The 16,673-nt window shown below is 58.2% G+C and carries 21 protein-coding genes and 2 pseudogenes; 16 read left to right on the plus strand and 7 right to left on the minus strand.

All coding sequences use genetic code 11. From position 1 onward, the window contains the following. The first annotated feature begins 86 nt into the window (after positions 1–86). The gene (locus tag ABIA48_RS01700; RefSeq protein ID WP_429486781.1) at positions 87–1,097 is read left to right on the plus strand and encodes a DNA-binding protein; all 1,011 of its coding nucleotides are present in this window, start codon (positions 87–89) and stop codon (positions 1,095–1,097) included. Here the strand turns inward: ABIA48_RS01700 and gorA are convergent. The 3 genes from gorA to galU form a co-directional block, all read right to left on the minus strand. Beyond that, positions 1,094–2,452 carry a glutathione-disulfide reductase gene (gene gorA, locus ABIA48_RS01705; protein ID WP_429486783.1) on the minus strand — a complete coding sequence of 453 codons (1,359 nt, stop codon included), beginning with the start codon at positions 2,450–2,452 and terminating at the stop codon, positions 1,094–1,096. The two genes, ABIA48_RS01700 and gorA, sit on opposite strands and share 4 nt — an antisense overlap. Before the next feature lie 107 nt (positions 2,453–2,559). Further along, positions 2,560–4,074: an MFS transporter gene (locus ABIA48_RS01710; RefSeq protein ID WP_429486785.1), complete on the minus strand. Its 1,515-nt coding sequence runs from the start codon at positions 4,072–4,074 to the stop codon at positions 2,560–2,562. A gap of 339 nt (positions 4,075–4,413) precedes the next feature. Beyond that, complete coding sequence (gene galU, locus ABIA48_RS01715; protein ID WP_007985503.1) at positions 4,414–5,253, minus strand: UTP--glucose-1-phosphate uridylyltransferase GalU; 840 nt, start codon at positions 5,251–5,253, stop codon at positions 4,414–4,416. Between the two features lie 290 nt (positions 5,254–5,543). On the opposite strand from galU, the gene ABIA48_RS01720 reads away from it, so the two are divergent. Beyond that, on the plus strand, positions 5,544–5,732 hold the full coding sequence (locus tag ABIA48_RS01720) for a hypothetical protein (RefSeq protein WP_007985505.1): 189 nt from the start codon (positions 5,544–5,546) through the stop codon (positions 5,730–5,732). A gap of 137 nt (positions 5,733–5,869) precedes the next feature. Beyond that, positions 5,870–6,151 carry a hypothetical protein gene (locus ABIA48_RS01725; RefSeq protein ID WP_429492769.1) on the plus strand — a complete coding sequence of 94 codons (282 nt, stop codon included), beginning with the start codon at positions 5,870–5,872 and terminating at the stop codon, positions 6,149–6,151. An 11-nt stretch (positions 6,152–6,162) separates the two neighbouring features. Here ABIA48_RS01725 and ABIA48_RS01730 read toward each other — a convergent pair whose 3' ends face one another. Together ABIA48_RS01730 and ABIA48_RS01735 are read right to left on the minus strand one after the other, a co-directional pair. After that, entirely contained in the window at positions 6,163–6,393 is a 231-nt protein-coding gene (locus ABIA48_RS01730) for a hypothetical protein (protein WP_429486787.1), read from the minus strand. 72 nt (positions 6,394–6,465) lie between these two features. Beyond that, entirely contained in the window at positions 6,466–6,822 is a 357-nt protein-coding gene (locus tag ABIA48_RS01735) for a hypothetical protein (RefSeq protein ID WP_277528951.1), read from the minus strand. Positions 6,823–7,023: 201 nt separating this feature from the next. Here ABIA48_RS01735 and ABIA48_RS01740 point away from each other — a divergent pair, with 201 nt between their 5' ends. The 5 genes from ABIA48_RS01740 (at position 7,024) to ada (ending at position 10,175) form a co-directional block, all read left to right on the plus strand. Continuing rightward, entirely contained in the window at positions 7,024–7,326 is a 303-nt protein-coding gene (locus tag ABIA48_RS01740) for a DUF1883 domain-containing protein (RefSeq protein ID WP_007912251.1), read from the plus strand. A 37-nt stretch (positions 7,327–7,363) separates the two neighbouring features. Then, on the plus strand, positions 7,364–7,531 hold the full coding sequence (locus tag ABIA48_RS01745) for a hypothetical protein (RefSeq protein ID WP_007985513.1): 168 nt from the start codon (positions 7,364–7,366) through the stop codon (positions 7,529–7,531). Positions 7,532–7,648: 117 nt separating this feature from the next. Beyond that, the gene (locus ABIA48_RS01750; protein ID WP_429486790.1) at positions 7,649–8,353 is read left to right on the plus strand and encodes a 2OG-Fe(II) oxygenase; all 705 of its coding nucleotides are present in this window, start codon (positions 7,649–7,651) and stop codon (positions 8,351–8,353) included. After that, a complete protein-coding gene (gene alkB / locus ABIA48_RS01755) occupies positions 8,343–9,023 on the plus strand; it encodes a DNA oxidative demethylase AlkB (protein ID WP_429486792.1) in 681 nt (226 codons plus the stop codon). The genes ABIA48_RS01750 and alkB overlap by 11 nt, the downstream gene beginning before the upstream one ends. An 87-nt stretch (positions 9,024–9,110) precedes the next feature. Further along, positions 9,111–10,175 carry a bifunctional DNA-binding transcriptional regulator/O6-methylguanine-DNA methyltransferase Ada gene (ada, locus tag ABIA48_RS01760; RefSeq protein WP_429486793.1) on the plus strand — a complete coding sequence of 355 codons (1,065 nt, stop codon included), beginning with the start codon at positions 9,111–9,113 and terminating at the stop codon, positions 10,173–10,175. On the opposite strand, the gene ABIA48_RS01765 is transcribed toward ada, so the two are convergent. Beyond that, positions 10,176–11,159, minus strand: coding sequence for an MDR family oxidoreductase (locus ABIA48_RS01765; RefSeq protein ID WP_429486795.1), 984 nt, complete (start codon positions 11,157–11,159; stop codon positions 10,176–10,178). A 213-nt stretch (positions 11,160–11,372) separates the two neighbouring features. Between ABIA48_RS01765 and ABIA48_RS01770 the strand changes: the two genes are divergently transcribed. From ABIA48_RS01770 to ABIA48_RS01800, 7 genes are all read left to right on the plus strand, one after another. Then, complete coding sequence (locus ABIA48_RS01770; protein ID WP_429486797.1) at positions 11,373–12,440, plus strand: NAD(P)H-dependent flavin oxidoreductase; 1,068 nt, start codon at positions 11,373–11,375, stop codon at positions 12,438–12,440. A gap of 125 nt (positions 12,441–12,565) precedes the next feature. Then, the gene (modA, locus tag ABIA48_RS01775; protein WP_429486799.1) at positions 12,566–13,333 is read left to right on the plus strand and encodes a molybdate ABC transporter substrate-binding protein; all 768 of its coding nucleotides are present in this window, start codon (positions 12,566–12,568) and stop codon (positions 13,331–13,333) included. Then, a complete protein-coding gene (gene modB / locus ABIA48_RS01780) occupies positions 13,334–14,014 on the plus strand; it encodes a molybdate ABC transporter permease subunit (RefSeq protein WP_429486801.1) in 681 nt (226 codons plus the stop codon). It begins immediately after the preceding gene. A 3-nt stretch (positions 14,015–14,017) separates the two neighbouring features. Beyond that, a complete protein-coding gene (modC, locus tag ABIA48_RS01785) occupies positions 14,018–15,097 on the plus strand; it encodes a molybdenum ABC transporter ATP-binding protein (RefSeq protein ID WP_429486803.1) in 1,080 nt (359 codons plus the stop codon). A gap of 102 nt (positions 15,098–15,199) precedes the next feature. After that, complete coding sequence (locus tag ABIA48_RS01790; protein ID WP_204928807.1) at positions 15,200–15,421, plus strand: hypothetical protein; 222 nt, start codon at positions 15,200–15,202, stop codon at positions 15,419–15,421. 130 nt (positions 15,422–15,551) lie between these two features. Then, a complete protein-coding gene (locus tag ABIA48_RS01795; protein WP_057714650.1) occupies positions 15,552–15,782 on the plus strand; it encodes a hypothetical protein in 231 nt (76 codons plus the stop codon). 204 nt (positions 15,783–15,986) lie between these two features. Further along, on the plus strand, positions 15,987–16,271 hold the full coding sequence (locus ABIA48_RS01800; RefSeq protein WP_429486805.1) for a hypothetical protein: 285 nt from the start codon (positions 15,987–15,989) through the stop codon (positions 16,269–16,271). Between the two features lie 37 nt (positions 16,272–16,308). On the opposite strand, the pseudogene ABIA48_RS01805 reads toward ABIA48_RS01800, so the two are convergent. Next, positions 16,309–16,470, minus strand: a pseudogene (locus ABIA48_RS01805) (TetR/AcrR family transcriptional regulator); the annotation flags it as partial. Between the two features lie 45 nt (positions 16,471–16,515). Here ABIA48_RS01805 and ABIA48_RS01810 point away from each other — a divergent pair. Then, positions 16,516–16,605 (plus strand): annotated as a pseudogene (locus tag ABIA48_RS01810) (NmrA family transcriptional regulator); the annotation flags it as partial. Positions 16,606–16,673 lie beyond the last annotated feature (68 nt).

Here is a 16,673-nt window from a genome sequence, read left to right on the forward strand (position 1 = left end):
TACATTCAGTATTTAACTTTATTGGTTGAATGGTACAATGTGTATTTACGTGGTACGTACCACATCACAGAAACACGGGAGAACTCATGGCACGCGGCGGTGTAAATAAAGCGGTGGTGCAAGCCGCCCGGTTGGCGATCCTCGCCCGTGGCGAAAACCCCAGCATCGATGCCGTACGGATCGAGATGGGTAATACCGGCTCGAAAACCACGATTCATCGCTATCTCAAAGAGCTCGATGACCGGGTCGATCCTGTCGAAGCACCGACGGAACCGATTGACGACGAGCTGATGGCGCTGGTGGCGCGGCTCGCGCAGAGACTCAAGGAACAGGCACAAGAACCCATCGACCAGGCGCGTGCGCAATACGAAGAACAACGCAAAGCGCTGGACAGCCAACTCGCCGAAGCGCAGGAGGCCAACAGCGAACTGCACCAGCAATACGAATTTCAAAGCCTGGCGCTGACCCAGGAGTCCGAGACCCTGCAAGAAACCCGCGCCATGCTGCAAACGGAACAAACCCGTAACGCCGGGCTGAACCAGGCGCTGGCCGATTTCGAATTGCGCTTGAAAGACAAGGACGAGCAGATTCGCTCCCTGGAAGAAAAACACCTGCACACTCGCGACGCACTGGAGCACTACCGCAATGCGGTCAAGGAACAGCGCGAACAGGAATTGAGTCGCCATGAAGGCCAGGTGCAACAACTACAGATGGAATTGCGTCAGGCACAACAAAGCGCGCTGGTACGTCAGGATGAAATCACCCAATTGCACCGTGACAATGAACGCTTGCTGACTGAAAACCGCGGCACGCTGCGAGAACTGAGCCTGCTGCAAGAGCAACTCAAGCAAAGCAACACCCGTCAGGATCAGCTGCTGGAACAGGCCACTCGCGTTGACAGCGAACGCACCCTCCTCCAGGAGCGCCTGCGCGTCGCCCTGCTGGAAAGTCAGGCACTCAAACAGAACGTCGATGAGCAGTCGCAGATCAACAAGTCACTGGAAATTGATTTAGCCAAGACCCGGACGGATCTGGAAGAACGCGTACGCCTGGCCGCGACCATTGCGGCAGCGGCAGACGCAGCGAAGGACGATTAACCGGCGACCGGCGTACGCATGGTGACGAACTCTTCGGCGGCCGTCGGGTGTACGCCGATGGTTTCGTCGAAGTGGCGCTTGGTGGCGCCGGCCTTCAAGGCAATCGCCAGGCCCTGGACGATTTCACCGGCATCCGGGCCGACCATGTGACAACCCAGCACCTTGTCGGTCTGGGCATCCACCACCAGCTTCATCAGCGTACGCTCCTGGCATTCCGTCAGCGTCAACTTCATCGGCCGGAAGCGGCTTTCGTAGATCACCACCTCGTGCCCGGCATTGCGCGCCTCATCTTCGGTCAAACCGACGGTACCAATGTTGGGCAGGCTGAACACCGCCGTCGGGATCATCTTGTAATCCACCGGACGATACTGCTCTGGCTTGAACAGGCGTCGCGCCACTGCCATGCCTTCAGCCAGGGCCACCGGTGTCAGTTGCACGCGACCGATCACATCACCAAGAGCCAGGATCGACGGCTCGGCGGTCTGGTACCGCTCATCCACCTCAACGAAGCCTTTCTTGTCGAGCTTGACCCCGGTGTTTTCCAGCCCGAGGTTATCCAGCATCGGGCGGCGGCCGGTGGCGTAGAACACGCAATCGGCTTCCAACTGGCGACCATCCTTGAGCGTGACTTTCAGGCTGCCATCGGCCTGCTTGTCGATACGCTCGATGTCTGCGTTGAACTGCAGATCCATACCGCGCCTGGTCAACTCTTCCTGCAAATGTTTGCGCACCGAAACGTCAAAGCCGCGCAGGAACAGTTCGCCGCGGTACAGCAGCGTGGTCTCGGCGCCCAGACCGTGGAAGATCCCGGCGAACTCGACCGCGATGTAGCCGCCGCCGACAACCAGCACACGCTTGGGCAACTCTTTGAGGAAGAACGCCTGGTTGGAACTGATGGCGTGTTCATGCCCAGGAATATCCGGAATCTGCGGCCAGCCACCGGTAGCGATCAGGATATTTTTGGCAGTAAAACGCTCGCCATTGATCTCGACCTGATGCGGATCGACGATCTTCGCGTGCCCCTCATGCAAGGTCACGCCACTGTTGACCAGCAAGTTGCGATAAATGCCATTGAGGCGATTGATCTCGCGGTCCTTATTGGCGATCAATGTCGCCCAGTCGAACTGCGCCTCATCCAGGCTCCAGCCAAAGCCGGAAGCCTGCTCGAAGTCATCGGCGAAGTGCGCACCGTAGACCAGCAATTTTTTCGGCACACAGCCGACGTTCACACAAGTCCCACCCAGGTAGCGGCTCTCGGCCACGGCCACTTTCGCGCCGAATCCGGCGGCAAATCGAGCAGCCCGCACACCGCCAGAACCGGCGCCAATCACATAAAGGTCAAAATCGTAGGCCATTGTCTATCTCCTCGGCAGGCCACCAGCATACCTGCGGACGGCCGCTGAGCAAGCATTGTGCTGAAATGCTCGGGCCGTGCGATGCGCGGCCCAATCTTCGTTTTCGATCAATATCCCGCTGCGGATTGCGTTTTCGGTGTCCGCAGAGTGCGCCAAGCAATCAAAATCGCCATGAGTGCCAAGCCGAACGTCACCCACGAAACCAAACCGATTCCACCTTCGAATGCCCTTCCCGCCTGCGCCATCAATTCCCTGGCTTGATCACCCGACAAGTCTGCCGCCACATGATAGGCGCCAGACAGCGTTTCACTCGCCAGCATCACCTGCACTTCGTTCAAGAACCCCGGAAGCTGCAATGCACCGCGATAGTAGGCGGTGACGACACCGCCGAGCACTGTCGTCCCCAAAACTACGCCCACTTCATAGGCCGTTTCACTAATGGCCGACGCAGCGCCCGCCTTTGCCGGTGGTGCGGCTGACAAAATCACATCATTGGACACCGTCGCGATCGCGCCCACGCCAATGTTCAGCAAGGCAAAAGCCACCACTAGAACGGTCAGGCTACTGCCCATGCTGGCGACCAGCAAAAACGCCGCTCCAGCAAACGCCATCAAAATCGGTATCAGCACATGCACCTGTAATCTCTGTGCGACTGGCACGACCGCCATCCCCACTACAATCGCCATGATCTGACCAGGAATCAATGCGAGGCTAGCACTCAAGGGCGACATCTGAAGAACGATCTGCAAGAACTGAGTGGTAAAGAATACGAAGCCGACGAGAAACGCGAGACTCATCAAATTGATCGCGACAGAGCCGCTAAAGGTGCCACTGCGGAACAGACTCAGGTCCATCAGCGGCACTGGCAGACGTAACTGTCGACACACAAACATCCAGCCCGCAACTGCGCCTACTGCAAATGCTGCCAGCGCCATCCAGTCGATACTATTACTGGCGCTGTGTTTAATGCCATAAACAATGGCACCAAGAGCTACCATCGATTGCAGGATGCTTATCGGATCCAACGGTCCTGAAGCATCTCGCCCGGATTCGGGCAATAACAGTGGCCCCAATACCAGCAGTGGCACCAACACGGGCACCGCCAACAGGAAAATCGATCCCCAACTGAAGAATTCCAGCAACACCCCGCCCACCAAAGGACCGATTGCCGAACCGACCGTCAACGTCGTTGCCCAGATCGCGACTGCCAGTCTGCGTTCTTCTCGGTCCTCGAACACCGAACGTATCAACGCCAGCGTCGAGGGCATCAGCATTGCACCGAAAACGCCCATACAAGCTCGCCCGGCAATCAGTTGCGTGGCGGTATCGGAATACGCGGTTAGCACCGACACAATGGCAAAACCCAGGGATCCGGCCAGCAACAACTTACGATGGCCGACTCGATCTCCCAAACTACCCATCGACACCAGCAACCCCGCCAATACCAGCGAATAAGCATCGATCATCCACAACTGCTGGCTAGCGCTCGGACGCAGGGCCTCGGCAATTTTTGGCAACGCGAATCCAAGTACCGTATTGTCAATTGTTACCAGCAGTACCGGTAGCATCAGTACGCTTAGAGCCAACCACCGTTTTAGGGTCACGCATCCTGTTAACGCCATTCACGAAACTCCATTTCCTCATAAACCCCCTGCGACTTTAAGCACGTCCTTGACGTGACATTAGTTACGCCGAGCAAGCCGGCTCTGGTATATCCCATTTAATACAGAGGTTTTTAGCCGCAACAATCATCGTTTGCCCCCACAATTAACAAATCAGGATTTTCTTTCGCAACGCCTACCGATGGATGTCAGGCGATACCTACCTTCTCGCTCCCCTGCGCAGTTGAGCCAGCACAAAAGCAAACGCCCCGAACAAGTCGGGGCGTTTGCCTGGGCCTTCATCTGTTTGTTGTTACACAACCTGAGAAGGTGAATTCAATACAAGCAGCTCAAGCGCTATCAATAAGCCTTGCCCGTCTTGTAGAAGTTCTCGAAGCAGAAGTTGGTCGCTTCGATGTAGCCTTCGGCGCCACCGCAGTCAAAACGCTTGCCCTTGAACTTGTACGCCATGACGCAGCCGTTCTGGGCCTGCTTCATCAGGGCGTCGGTGATCTGGATTTCACCGCCCTTGCCTGGCTCGGTTTGTTCGATCAGGTCGAAGATGTCCGGGGTCAGGATGTAGCGGCCGATGATGGCCAGGTTCGACGGTGCGTCTTCCGGCTTTGGTTTTTCAACCATGCTGTGTACGCGGTAGATATCGTCGCGGATCATCTCGCCAGCGATTACGCCGTACTTGTTGGTCTCTGCCGGATCGACTTCCTGGATGGCCACGATCGAGCAGCGGAACTGCTTGTACAGTTTGACCATCTGGGTCAGTACGCCGTCGCCTTCGAGGTTGACGCACAGGTCGTCCGCCAGTACCACGGCGAACGGCTCGTCACCGATCAGTGGGCGGCCGGTGAGGATCGCGTGGCCCAGGCCTTTCATTTCGGTCTGACGGGTGTAGGAGAACGAGCACTCGTCGAGCAGCTTGCGGATGCCGACCAGGTATTTTTCCTTGTCGGTGCCCTTGATCTGGTTTTCCAGCTCGTAGCTGATGTCGAAATGGTCTTCCAGGGCGCGCTTGCCGCGACCGGTGACGATGGAGATTTCGGTCAAGCCGGCATCCAGTGCTTCTTCGACGCCGTACTGGATCAGTGGCTTGTTCACCACCGGCAGCATTTCTTTGGGCATGGCTTTAGTCGCTGGCAGGAAGCGAGTACCGTAACCGGCTGCTGGGAACAAGCATTTCTTGATCATATAAGTCCTTGAAAGGGCTGTGTGTACGAGTTTCGGCGCAGTCTAATCAGGCGGCGTGCACCTTACAATGCCCCGCGCTGGCTAACCGATGCCAACATAGAGAAATATTCTTGGCGATAGTTCCCTGCGCGAGTGCGCAGGTCACTGCGCAACCTCTTATGCATAGCAGAGACTTGCGCGGTTGCACGGTGTTCAATGGCCCGGAACGACCCACCATACGCCCATCGGCACCCGTTGAGTGCATTTGGCGGTATCATGGCGCGATTGAACCAGACCAACGAGGCAAATAGATGTCGGCAGTAAAAAGCGTCAATGGATTCCTGATCAATCAGGAAAAAGACGGTCAATGGTGGGTGGCCAGTGTCGCCGGTGAAAATATCGCCGGGCCTTTCCCTTCCGAAGCCCTGGCAATCGAAGTGGCTTCGGTGCTGGAACTTGAGCACCCGGAACCCAAGCGACGCGGCAAGGACAAGAGCTGATCGACGTCCGCTTCTAAAAGCCCTGCCATTGCGCAGGGTTTTTTATGAATAAATGCAAATACGTGGCCTTTGGCTATAACCTTTTACCAGCAACGCTGTCTCAGCATGAGCCCACCCCCCCTGTCGACGACCACGCCATGAAAAAACTTTTGCCTCTGATCGCAATACTGGCCCTGAGTGGCTGCGCAACGTCGGAAGAAACCTACCTGGGTAACGGAGAGCAAGCTCTATCCATTAACTGCTCCGGTGAAGCCAATTCCTGGGCTGCATGCTACGAAAAGGCCGATGCGTCCTGCGCAGGCACCGGCTACAGAATTGTCGGAACCGATGGCACGCCCTCGCTCAATGAGAGCGAAAAGACCCTCGGCGCCGACATTGGCAACTACAAGAGCCGCAGCGTCGTGGTGATCTGCAAGTAAGGCGCCGCGCCCTACATATGGATTTCGGCGAATTTGATTCCAAGCCCGCGCACGGTATCGATCAGATCATCAAGGCGACTGAAGGACTCGACTTCATCATTGTCATCCACCAGAAAAAAGCTGCGCCCGGCGCTTTTTTTGAAAAACACGATCCATTCCCCCCGCTCCGCCGGATTCTGAATCACGTGTGTGGCAGAGATGAGCCCCTCTGCATGGCGCTCCCGGACCTGCTCTCGCTTCATATTCGACTCCAGAAATAACGATGCCGCCAAAGCAAGGCTTTGGCGGCATCGGTGCTGATTGTCGATAGTCTATCAGCCGGAAATGCACTCGTTGGCAGCATTCTGTACGTCCATTGGACGCACCGGGACATTGGACATGCTCTCGTGCAGCTTGATGCTGCTGCCGCCCGAGCGTTCTTCGATGTCGAATACGGCAGACGGCCCCGAGGAATACTTGAGTGGCACGATCACACGCAATCCATCCTTGTGCGGCTCGATCTGCAAGGCGCCACGGCTTTCGGCGAGCTTTTCGCTCAGACATTGCGCGTACTCATGGGGCTTCTTGCCAGAAATCACGTTCATCGTCGGCAGGGACTCGTTGATTTCCGAGACGTTCGCACAACCACTCATCGTCAATGCCATCGGCAACAACCACAAACCCCACTTCATACAAATCCTCCGATAAAGAGGCTCGGACAGCGCAGATGCGTTTTTTCTCCGAGACAAACTGCTTTATCGCTCATCAAACGTGAAATTAGCGTTCTTAATTGTCAAAGCGGCCGGATAATAAGGCGTTCGGGCTGATAAACTGCGCCAATCGCCCATGCTATCGTTTTGATTTTGTAGAAAAAGCCCTTCTGGAGGCGCCTCATGAAATTTATCCATCAGCGCGAGCACCTCAATGAAGACGACATTGTCGTCATTCAATGCTCCCAAATGTGCAACATCCGTTTGATGAACGACGCCAACTTCCGCAGCTTTAAAAATGGCGGCCGTCACACCTATCACGGCGGTGCATTCGACACGTTTCCGGCCCGCATCACCGCCCCTAGCACCGGTTTCTGGAACATCACGATCGATACCGTCAACCGCCGCGCTATCAGCGTGACGCGCAAGCCCACCCTGACGCACTCGATCAAAATCATTCGCCGTTCCAGCACGAAACTGAGCTGATCAGCACACCCGAAACACAAGACAGGCAGATACGACCGTGGCCCAAACGACCAAGTATGTCATCAAATACAAACTCAATGGCGAGCGCCGCTTCGAGTTTGCCCAGCTTGAAAACGGTACCGCAGAAGAAGCCAAAGCGGCTCTGGATGCCATTCATGGACAGGACGACGTCATCAGCGAAATCAGCGTCAGCAAAGCGCTGTAACGCGATCCGGAGCGACAATGGACGTCGGCTCCCACTCGCAATTCGAGCGCAAGCGCCGGAGTGCCTGTTTTATCGTTGCCTTCCAGACTGGCCACCTCAATAACCAGAGGATCGGCAATGAGCGAGCAATATCTGGACAGGCTGGACTGGCCCTGGCTGGAACAGCAACTTGATCAGGATGGCTGCGCCGTCATCCCGTCGCTGTTGAGCCACAAGGCTTGTGAGCAAGTCAGCGCCTTGTACCCCCGCGCCGAGTCTTTTCGCTCCCACGTAGTGATGGCTCGCCACGGGTTCGGCCGAGGCGAGTACAAGTATTTCAGCTACCCATTGCCGGAACTGGTGGCCCGCTTGCGCAACGCGCTCTACCCACGGCTGGTGCCCATCGCCAATCGTTGGCATGAACAGATGGGGTTGCCCAGCCGTTTTCCTGAGTCTCATCAAGCCTTCCTCGAACGTTGCCATGCCGCTGGTCAGAACCGTCCGACACCGTTATTGCTGCAGTATGGTCCGCAGGACTACAACTGCTTGCATCAGGATCTGTACGGTGAGCACGTTTTCCCACTGCAAGTCGCGATTCTGCTGTCAGACCCGGATAAAGACTTCACGGGCGGCGAATTTGTCCTGACAGAACAGCGCCCGCGAATGCAGTCACGCCCGATGGTCATCGGCCTGAAGAAAGGTGACGGGTTGATCTTTGCGGTCAGCCAGCGTCCGGTCAAAGGGACTCGCGGTTACTACCGCGTGACCCTGCGTCACGGCGTGAGTCGCCTGCACAGCGGCAAACGGCATACCCTTGGAATCATCTTTCACGATGCGTTATGAGCCCATGAATCCGCTGACTTTCGATCTGTTTGCCGATGCGGAGCCCGAGCAACAGACCAGGCGCGAGCAGATCGGCGAACAGTCATACGTGCTGCGAGGCTTCGCCCTACCCTGGCTGGAGCGCTTGCTGCCCGCCCTGGAGGCGGTGCTGGCGGCCGCGCCGTTTCGGCAGATGATCACGCCCGGCGGCTTCACCATGTCGGTAGCCCTGAGCAGTTGTGGCACAGTCGGCTGGACCACGGACCGCAGCGGTTATCGATACACCCTCGATGATCCACAAACCGGTCAGCCCTGGCCAACGATGCCCGAGGTTTTTCGTCAACTGGCACAAGCGGCGGCACTGGCAGCGGGTTTCACCGATTTTGTGCCGGACTCCTGCCTGATCAACCGCTACATCCCCGGGGCAAAAATGTCATTGCATCAAGATAAAGACGAACATTCCTACGCCGCCCCTATCGTTTCGGTATCGCTGGGTTTGCCGGCTATGTTCCTGTTCGGCGGCTTTAAACGCAGCGACAAAAGTCAACGCGTTCCCCTGCTGCATGGCGATATCGTGGTCTGGGGTGGTGTGGATCGCCTGCGTTATCACGGCGTGTTGCCGATCAAGGAGGGCCATCACCCGAGACTCGGTGACCAACGCATCAATTTCACGTTCCGTACCGCCGGATAAAGGCTTCGAATTTGACCGCAAGCGCCGGAGTGCGAGGGTATTGCCCCGTGGTTAAGGTGTAGTCAACCACTCAAAGGACATGACGCCATGACAACCCAATCGACCAAGATCACCATTGAAAACGATCCGCGCTGGGCCGCCGTTGTCGCGCGTGATCCCAAGGCTGACGGGCAGTTTGTCTATGCCGTGAAGACGACAGGCATTTACTGCAACCCCAGCAGTCTTGCGCGCTTGCCCAAACCACACAATGTCGAATTCTTCGATAGCGCCGAACAGGCCCAGGCCGCGGGGTATCGTCCCAGCAAGCGCGCGACAAAAGATCAGAGCGAACTCGCCGCGCAACATGCCGCGACGGTGGCCGCCGCTTGCCGCCAGATCGAAACCGCGGAATCGCTGCCGGCCCTCGGCGAATTGGCCGAGGTGGCAGGGTTGAGCAGCTTCCACTTCCATCGCGTGTTCAAAGCCGTCACCGGCCTGACGCCCAAGGGTTACGCCGACGCTCACCGCTCACGCAAGGTTCGCGAACGGCTGGCAGACGGCGGCTCGGTGACCGATGCCTTGTACGACGCCGGCTTCAACTCCAATAGCCGCTTTTATGAAGCGGCAGACCAACTGCTCGGGATGAAACCCGGGGACTACCGGGCGGCCGGTCAAAATAACGACATTCGCTTTGCCGTCGGTCAGTGTTCTCTGGGGGCGATCCTGGTGGCGCAGAGTGAGCGCGGAGTTTGCGCGATCCTGCTGGGCGATGATCCGCACCAACTGGTCTGTGATCTGCAAGACAAGTTCCGGCGCGCCAATTTGATTGGCGCCGATCAGGAGTTCGAAGCGTTGATAGCCAGGGTCGTCGGCTTTATTGAAGCCCCGGCGATTGGCCTGGACCTGCCATTGGACGTGCGTGGCACCGCATTTCAGGAACGGGTCTGGCAAGCGTTGCGGGAGATTCCTGTCGGCAGCACGGCGAGCTACGCCGATGTCGCGCTACGCATCGGTTCGCCGAAAGCCGTTCGCGCCGTGGCTCAAGCCTGCGGCGCGAACAGCCTGGCAGTCGCGATCCCGTGCCATCGCGTGGTGCGCAGCGACGGCAATCTGTCGGGCTATCGCTGGGGTGTCGAGCGCAAACGCCAGTTGCTGGAGCGCGAGTCGCAGTAATCAGCGATTCACATCCACCACCACCCGCCCGCGCAACTGCCCGGCAAGCAAGCGCGGCGCGGCGTCGATGGCTTCGCTCAAGCCGATTTCGTGACTGATCAGCGGCAACAGGTTGAAGTCCAGATCCTTGGCCAGTCGACTCCAGGCCTCCACGCGTTTGGCTTTGGGCTGGGTCACGCTGTTGATGCCGGCCAGGGTCACACCGCGCAAGATGAACGGTGCAACGGACGCGGGAAAGTCCATGCCTTGCGCCAAACCGCATGCCGCGACGGTGCCATTGGCCTTGGTGCTGGCGCAAGCATTGGCCAGGGTGTGGCTGCCGACCGAATCGATGACTGCCGCCCAACGCTCCTTGGCCAATGGCTTGCCTGGCTCGGACAATGTGGCACGGTCGATGATTTCGCCAGCGCCCAGTTGCTTCAGGTAGTCGTGCTCCGACGTACGTCCGGTGGACGCGACCACCCGGTAGCCGAGCTTGCTTAGCAACGCGATGGCAAAACTGCCGACGCCACCGTTGGCGCCGGTGACCAGGATTTCGCCCTGCTCAGGCGTCACACCGTTATGCTCCAAAGCCAGGATGCACAGCATGGCCGTATAACCCGCCGTACCGATGGCCATCGCCTGGGCGGCGGTGAATGCCTTGGGTAATGGAATCAGCCAGTCGCCGTTCAGGCGAGCCTTCTGCGCCAATCCGCCCCAATGCCCTTCACCCACGCCCCAGCCATTGAGCAGGACCTGATCACCGACCTTGTAGTCCGGATGCCCGCTGACTTCGACGACACCGGCCAGGTCAATGCCCGGCACCATCGGGAATTTGCGCACCACCGGACTGCTGCCGGTGATTGCCAGGCCATCCTTGAAATTCAGCGTGCTGTAGGCAACACGCACCGTGACATCGCCCTCGGGTAACTGATCGTCCTGGATCTCTTGCAGTGTGGCCCGGTAACCGCTGTCGTCTTTGTCGATCAAAATACCTTTGAACATTACGGCCTCTCAATGGAATCAGTCTGGTGGTGGTGCATTTGAAATAACACATGGCAACCGATTGTCGTACTCGACTTTAAGCCAATCAGCCAACGCATGGGGCGCTGAAGAAAGCCTGGCGGACTGAAATGACGACTGGCCTTGCGCCAGTCGTTGCGTTACAAATCCTGTTCTAGCGTCCCTGCCCGGATTCAACGTCGGAGAACACAGCACATGAACCAATGGCCAGATACCCGCATTCTTGACCTGCTCGGGATCGAGCTGCCGATCATTCAGGGGCCGATGGCCGGTGCCACAAACTCGGCCATGGTGATTGCAGCCTGCAATGCGGGTGGCCTGGGCTCGATGCCAGCGGCGATGCTCAGCACGGATCAACTGCGCGAAGAGCTGAAAACGATCCGCCAACACACCCAACGCCCGATCAACATCAATTTTTTCTGTCATCAAACTCCAGCCCCTGATGAGCAACGCGCGCAGGACTGGAAAAACCTGCTGCAACCCTACTACCAGGAACTTGGCGCCGATTTCGATGCGCCAACACCGGTGTCCAATCGGGCACCGTTTGATAACGCGGCCTGTGAAGTGGTCGAAGCGTTTCGCCCTGAAGTGGTGAGCTTTCACTTCGGCCTGCCGGAAAAATCCCTGCTCGACCGGGTCAAAGCCACCGGTGCGAAGGTGCTGTCCTCGGCCACCACCGTCGAAGAAGCCGTGTGGCTGGAGCAGCATGGTTGCGATGCAATCATCGCCATGGGCTACGAAGCCGGAGGCCATCGCGGGATGTTTCTCAGCGAAGACTTGAGCACCCAGGTGGGCACTTTCGCCCTGGTGCCGCAAGTCGTCGATGCGGTGAAAGTGCCCGTGATTGCCGCCGGCGGCATCGCTGACGCACGTGGCGTCGCCGCCGCCTTCATGCTGGGCGCTTCGGCGGTACAGGTGGGAACGGCGTACCTGTTCACGCCAGAGGCCAGGGTCAGCCCGTCCCATCACAAAGCGTTGCGTACCGCCAAGGAAAGCGAGACGGCCGTCACCAACGTGTTCACCGGTCGCCCGGCCCGGGGCATCCTTAATCGGGTGATGCGTGAACTGGGGCCCATGAGCGCCAAAGCCCCGGCCTTCCCCCTTGCCGGTGGCGCGCTGATGCCGTTGCGGGCCAAAGGTGAAGCAGACTTCAGCAATCTCTGGGCCAGTCAGGCCTTTACCCTCGGGGTCGAATTGACCACCGAGGCACTGACTAAAAAACTGGCTGAAGAAGGATTAGCAAGGCTGCTGGGTCGCCGCTGAGCATCACCTTCGTAAAAATTGTATACAATTTTTCGGCAATAGATTCCGTTGAAAGGCAACTCGCTATATATTTATGTACATAACGATTCACCCCCTGCTGCAATTGCCTTTAACGGAGCCGTTTCATGACCATTCGTGCCTCACGTTTTGCCCCTGCCTGCCTGGCAAGCCTGCTCGCCATATTCACTTTCGGCCCAGCCCAGGCGGACGAAGTCCAGGTGGCTGTCGCTGCCAACTTCACCGCGCCCATCCAGGCCATTGCCGCTGATTTCGAAAAAGACACCGGGCATAAACTGGTCACCTCTTTTGGCGCCACCGGCCAGTTCTACACCCAGATCAAAAACGGCGCGCCGTTCGAAGTGTTCCTCTCGGCAGACGACAGCACTCCGAAAAAACTTGAAACCGAAGGCGACACCGTCAAGGGTTCACGCTTTACCTACGCAGTCGGCACCCTGGCGCTGTGGTCGGCCAAAGAAGGTTATGTCGATGCCAAGGGCGATGTACTGAAAAAGAACCAATACCAGCACCTGTCCATCGCCAATCCGAAGGCCGCTCCTTATGGCCTGGCAGCTACCCAGGTCTTGGCCAAGGAAGGTCTGGCCGACAAGGTCAAAGACAAGATTGTCGAAGGCCAGAACATTACCCAGGCCTACCAATTCGTCTCCACCGGCAACGCCGAGCTGGGTTTTGTCGCCCTGTCGCAGATCTACAAGAACGGCAAGATCACCAGCGGTTCAGCCTGGATCGTTCCGGCCAGCCTGCACGACCCGATCAAACAAGACGCTGTGATTCTCAACAAGGGCAAGGACAACCCGGCCGCCAAGGCACTGGTTGACTACCTCAAGGGGCCGAAAGCGGCAGCTGTCATCAAGTCCTACGGTTACGAAATCTAAATGTCGCTATCGAGTGCCGATTTTTCCGCCATCTGGCTGACCCTGAAACTGGCGTCCCTGACGACCGTCATCCTGCTGATTGTCGGCACTCCGATTGCGTTATGGCTCTCGCGCACCCGCTCCTGGTTGCGCGGCCCGGTCGGGGCGATTGTCGCCCTGCCCCTGGTGCTGCCACCGACGGTGATTGGTTTTTATCTATTGCTGGCGCTCGGCCCTCACGGGTACATCGGCCAGCTCAGCCAGTCACTCGGCCTTGGCACCCTCACTTTCAGTTTTGCCGGGCTGGTCATCGGCTCGGTGTTGTATTCGATGCCGTTTGTCGTGCAACCGCTGCAAAACGCCTTTTCCGCGATTGGCACGCGCCCGCTCGAAGTGGCCGCGACACTGCGCGCCAATCCCTGGGACAGCTTTTTCAGCGTGACGCTGCCCCTGGCCCGCCCCGGTTTCATTACCGCGGCCGTACTCGGCTTCGCCCACACCGTCGGTGAGTTCGGCGTGGTGCTGATGATCGGTGGCAACATTCCCGAGAAGACCCGTGTGGTCTCAGTGCAGATCTACGATCACGTCGAAGCCATGGAGTACGCCCAGGCCCATTGGCTGGCCGGGGCGATGCTGGTGTTCTCGTTTGCCGTCCTGCTGGCGCTGTATTCCAGCCGTAAAACCAAAGCGGGCTGGAGCTGACCGATGATTCGAATGCGTCTGAAACTGGGTTATTCGGGCTTCGCCCTGAACGTCGACCTGCAGCTGCCGGGCCGCGGCGTCACTGCGCTTTACGGCCACTCCGGCTCGGGCAAGACCACTTGTCTGCGCTGCATCGCCGGCCTGGAGCGGGCCGGTCAAGGCTTTATCCAGGTCAACGATGAAGTCTGGCAAGACAGCGAAAACAAGATTTTCGTCGCACCGCACAAACGTGCGCTGGGCTACGTGTTCCAGGAAGCCAGCCTGTTCCCCCATCTGTCGGTACTGGCCAACCTGGAGTTCGGCCTCAAGCGCATCCCGAAGCCGCAACGTCGGGTCGACATGGCCCACGCCACCGAATTGCTGGGCATTCGCCATTTGCTCGACCGGCACCCACAACACCTTTCGGGTGGCGAGCGGCAGCGTGTCGGCATTGCCCGCGCTTTGCTCACCAGCCCGAAACTGTTGTTGATGGACGAGCCACTGGCCGCGCTGGATGCCCAGCGCAAAAGTGAAATCCTGCCCTACTTGCAACGACTGCACGACGAACTCGACATCCCGGTGCTGTACGTCAGCCACTCCCAGGATGAGGTCGCGCGGTTGGCCGACCATATCGTTTTACTCAGCAACGGCAAGGCACTGGCCAGCGGCCCGATCGGCCAGACCCTGGCCCGCCTCGACTTGCCTCTGGCCATGGGCGATGACGCCGGTGTGGTCATCGAAGGTCGCGTCAGCGCCTATGATGCCGACTATCAACTGCTGAGCCTGCAATTGCCCGACACCACCCTCAACATTCGTGTGCCGCATACCCCCATGGATGCGGGCCAGGCACTGCGCTGCAAAGTCCAGGCACGGGATGTGAGCCTGAGCCTGCACAGTACTGAGCAAAGCAGCATTCTCAATCGCCTGCCGGTCACGGTGGTCAGTGAAATGAGCGCCGATAACGCCGCTCACGTGCTGATTCGCCTGGACGCCGCAGGCACGCCGCTGCTTGCGCGGATCACGCGGTACTCACGCGATCAACTGAACGTCCACCGTGGCCAGCAACTCTGGGCGCAAATAAAGGCAGTAGCGGTGCTGGCGTAAATCCGTCGGCACGATTGCACCGACGAATTAACTTGCCTATTTTTTGCACGATCGCCAATGGCTTCTATAGTTGAACTGAACACGAATCCGCTGCGAGACGCCATGGAAGACATTTTCGTCGTGAAGCGTTGCAACAAGATCATCATCCATGGCCGCCGTGCGGGTGAACATGACCACCTGCCACCGCAAGCCGCGGTCTGGTATCGCATCGCCGATACCCGCACGCAAGGCTTTATCGGCGATGGCTACGATGTTGAAGAAGACGCCGTGCGTGTTTGCCGCCAGTTGAACGTTAAATCACAAGTGACAGCCCGACAAAGTTGACGGCCCGTCACCATTTTTCAACGGGTCTATACTGAAATGGCTGAAGGATCAGTAACCCTTTCGGCAGAAAGCTCGCTCCAGGCGGGCTTTTTGCTGCCACGATCAGGTTTCTTGAACGGAGGTGTCTCCCATGTCCGAAAAAGAGTCCATCACCACCCTTCTCACCTTGCTGGACTCGCGTCAGGCCCGCTTGGCCGCAGCCTGCAAGGAAATCGCCGACTGGGTCGATCATCAAGGCGGGCACCCCACTGCCCTCAGAATTCGTGATCGCCTGAACGACATCGAGAAGGACACACCGCTGATTCGGCACACGCTGTCGTCACTCAAACCTGTCGACCGCCCTCTGCCTCGGTTCAGATGATCCGTCACGGGTTTTCGCTGCGAGGACAGGCCTGATTGGCCGCATGACCGGTGACGTTGATGTCACCGGGTGTCTGGCTGCCCGATTGATTTTCACCCTCTCCCACGACCCGGCCTGATGCTGGGTTTTTTGTTGCCCAAAACCAATCGAACGTCACTGCTCACGTGGGGTCAACCGATCACACGTCACGAAGGAGACGTTCCGATGGTCACTCATTTCAAAGTCAGCGGGCACCTGGCCTGCGGTCACAACGGCAACAACCTCGTCTCCACCCGCGAACTCAATCGCGTGAAATGCAGGAGTTGCCGAAACACTGACGCATACAAAGAAGCACGCAAGACCGAACGCAACGCTGTCCGCCGCGCAGCACGCAAGGCCAAAGCCGCGTACACCGCCATTAACTGGCGTTCAGCCTGGACCGAGCGACTGACCACGATGGCCGGCCTGCAACGACTGCCGCGTGGCTTTGCCGGCCAACCCTTCGTTTAGTGAACTGAAACAGCCGCACAGCTTTTACTTACTGCGATTAGATGTCCCTGCACGCTGGCTCCATGACTTCGCGCAGGGACAGGCGCTTGAACGCCTTGACCCGTGCGCGCCCTTCCTCTGGCCTGCAAGTGACAGCCAACCGCATGGTCGTCTCGCCCAGGTGCCAAATCAAAAACGCGGATTCCCGAACCTGTTGCTCACCCAACCCGGACACACTGACCGGCTCTATGAATTGACCGCCCCCCGGGCACTGGGTCGGCCAGCGCGGGACTTCAGCGACTACGTGAAGCGCACGGCGGCTGCGGGCGTCTGGAAAAATGGAAGTCCGACGTAAAGCATTGGCGAGAACAGACTTCGTCGACTAGGGTTTTTGCGTGTCGAACTGCGCGCCTTAATTGGCAG

The sequence above is a fragment of the Pseudomonas sp. S30_BP2TU TE3576 genome, from assembly GCF_050436025.1.
GTDB lineage: Bacteria > Pseudomonadota > Gammaproteobacteria > Pseudomonadales > Pseudomonadaceae > Aquipseudomonas.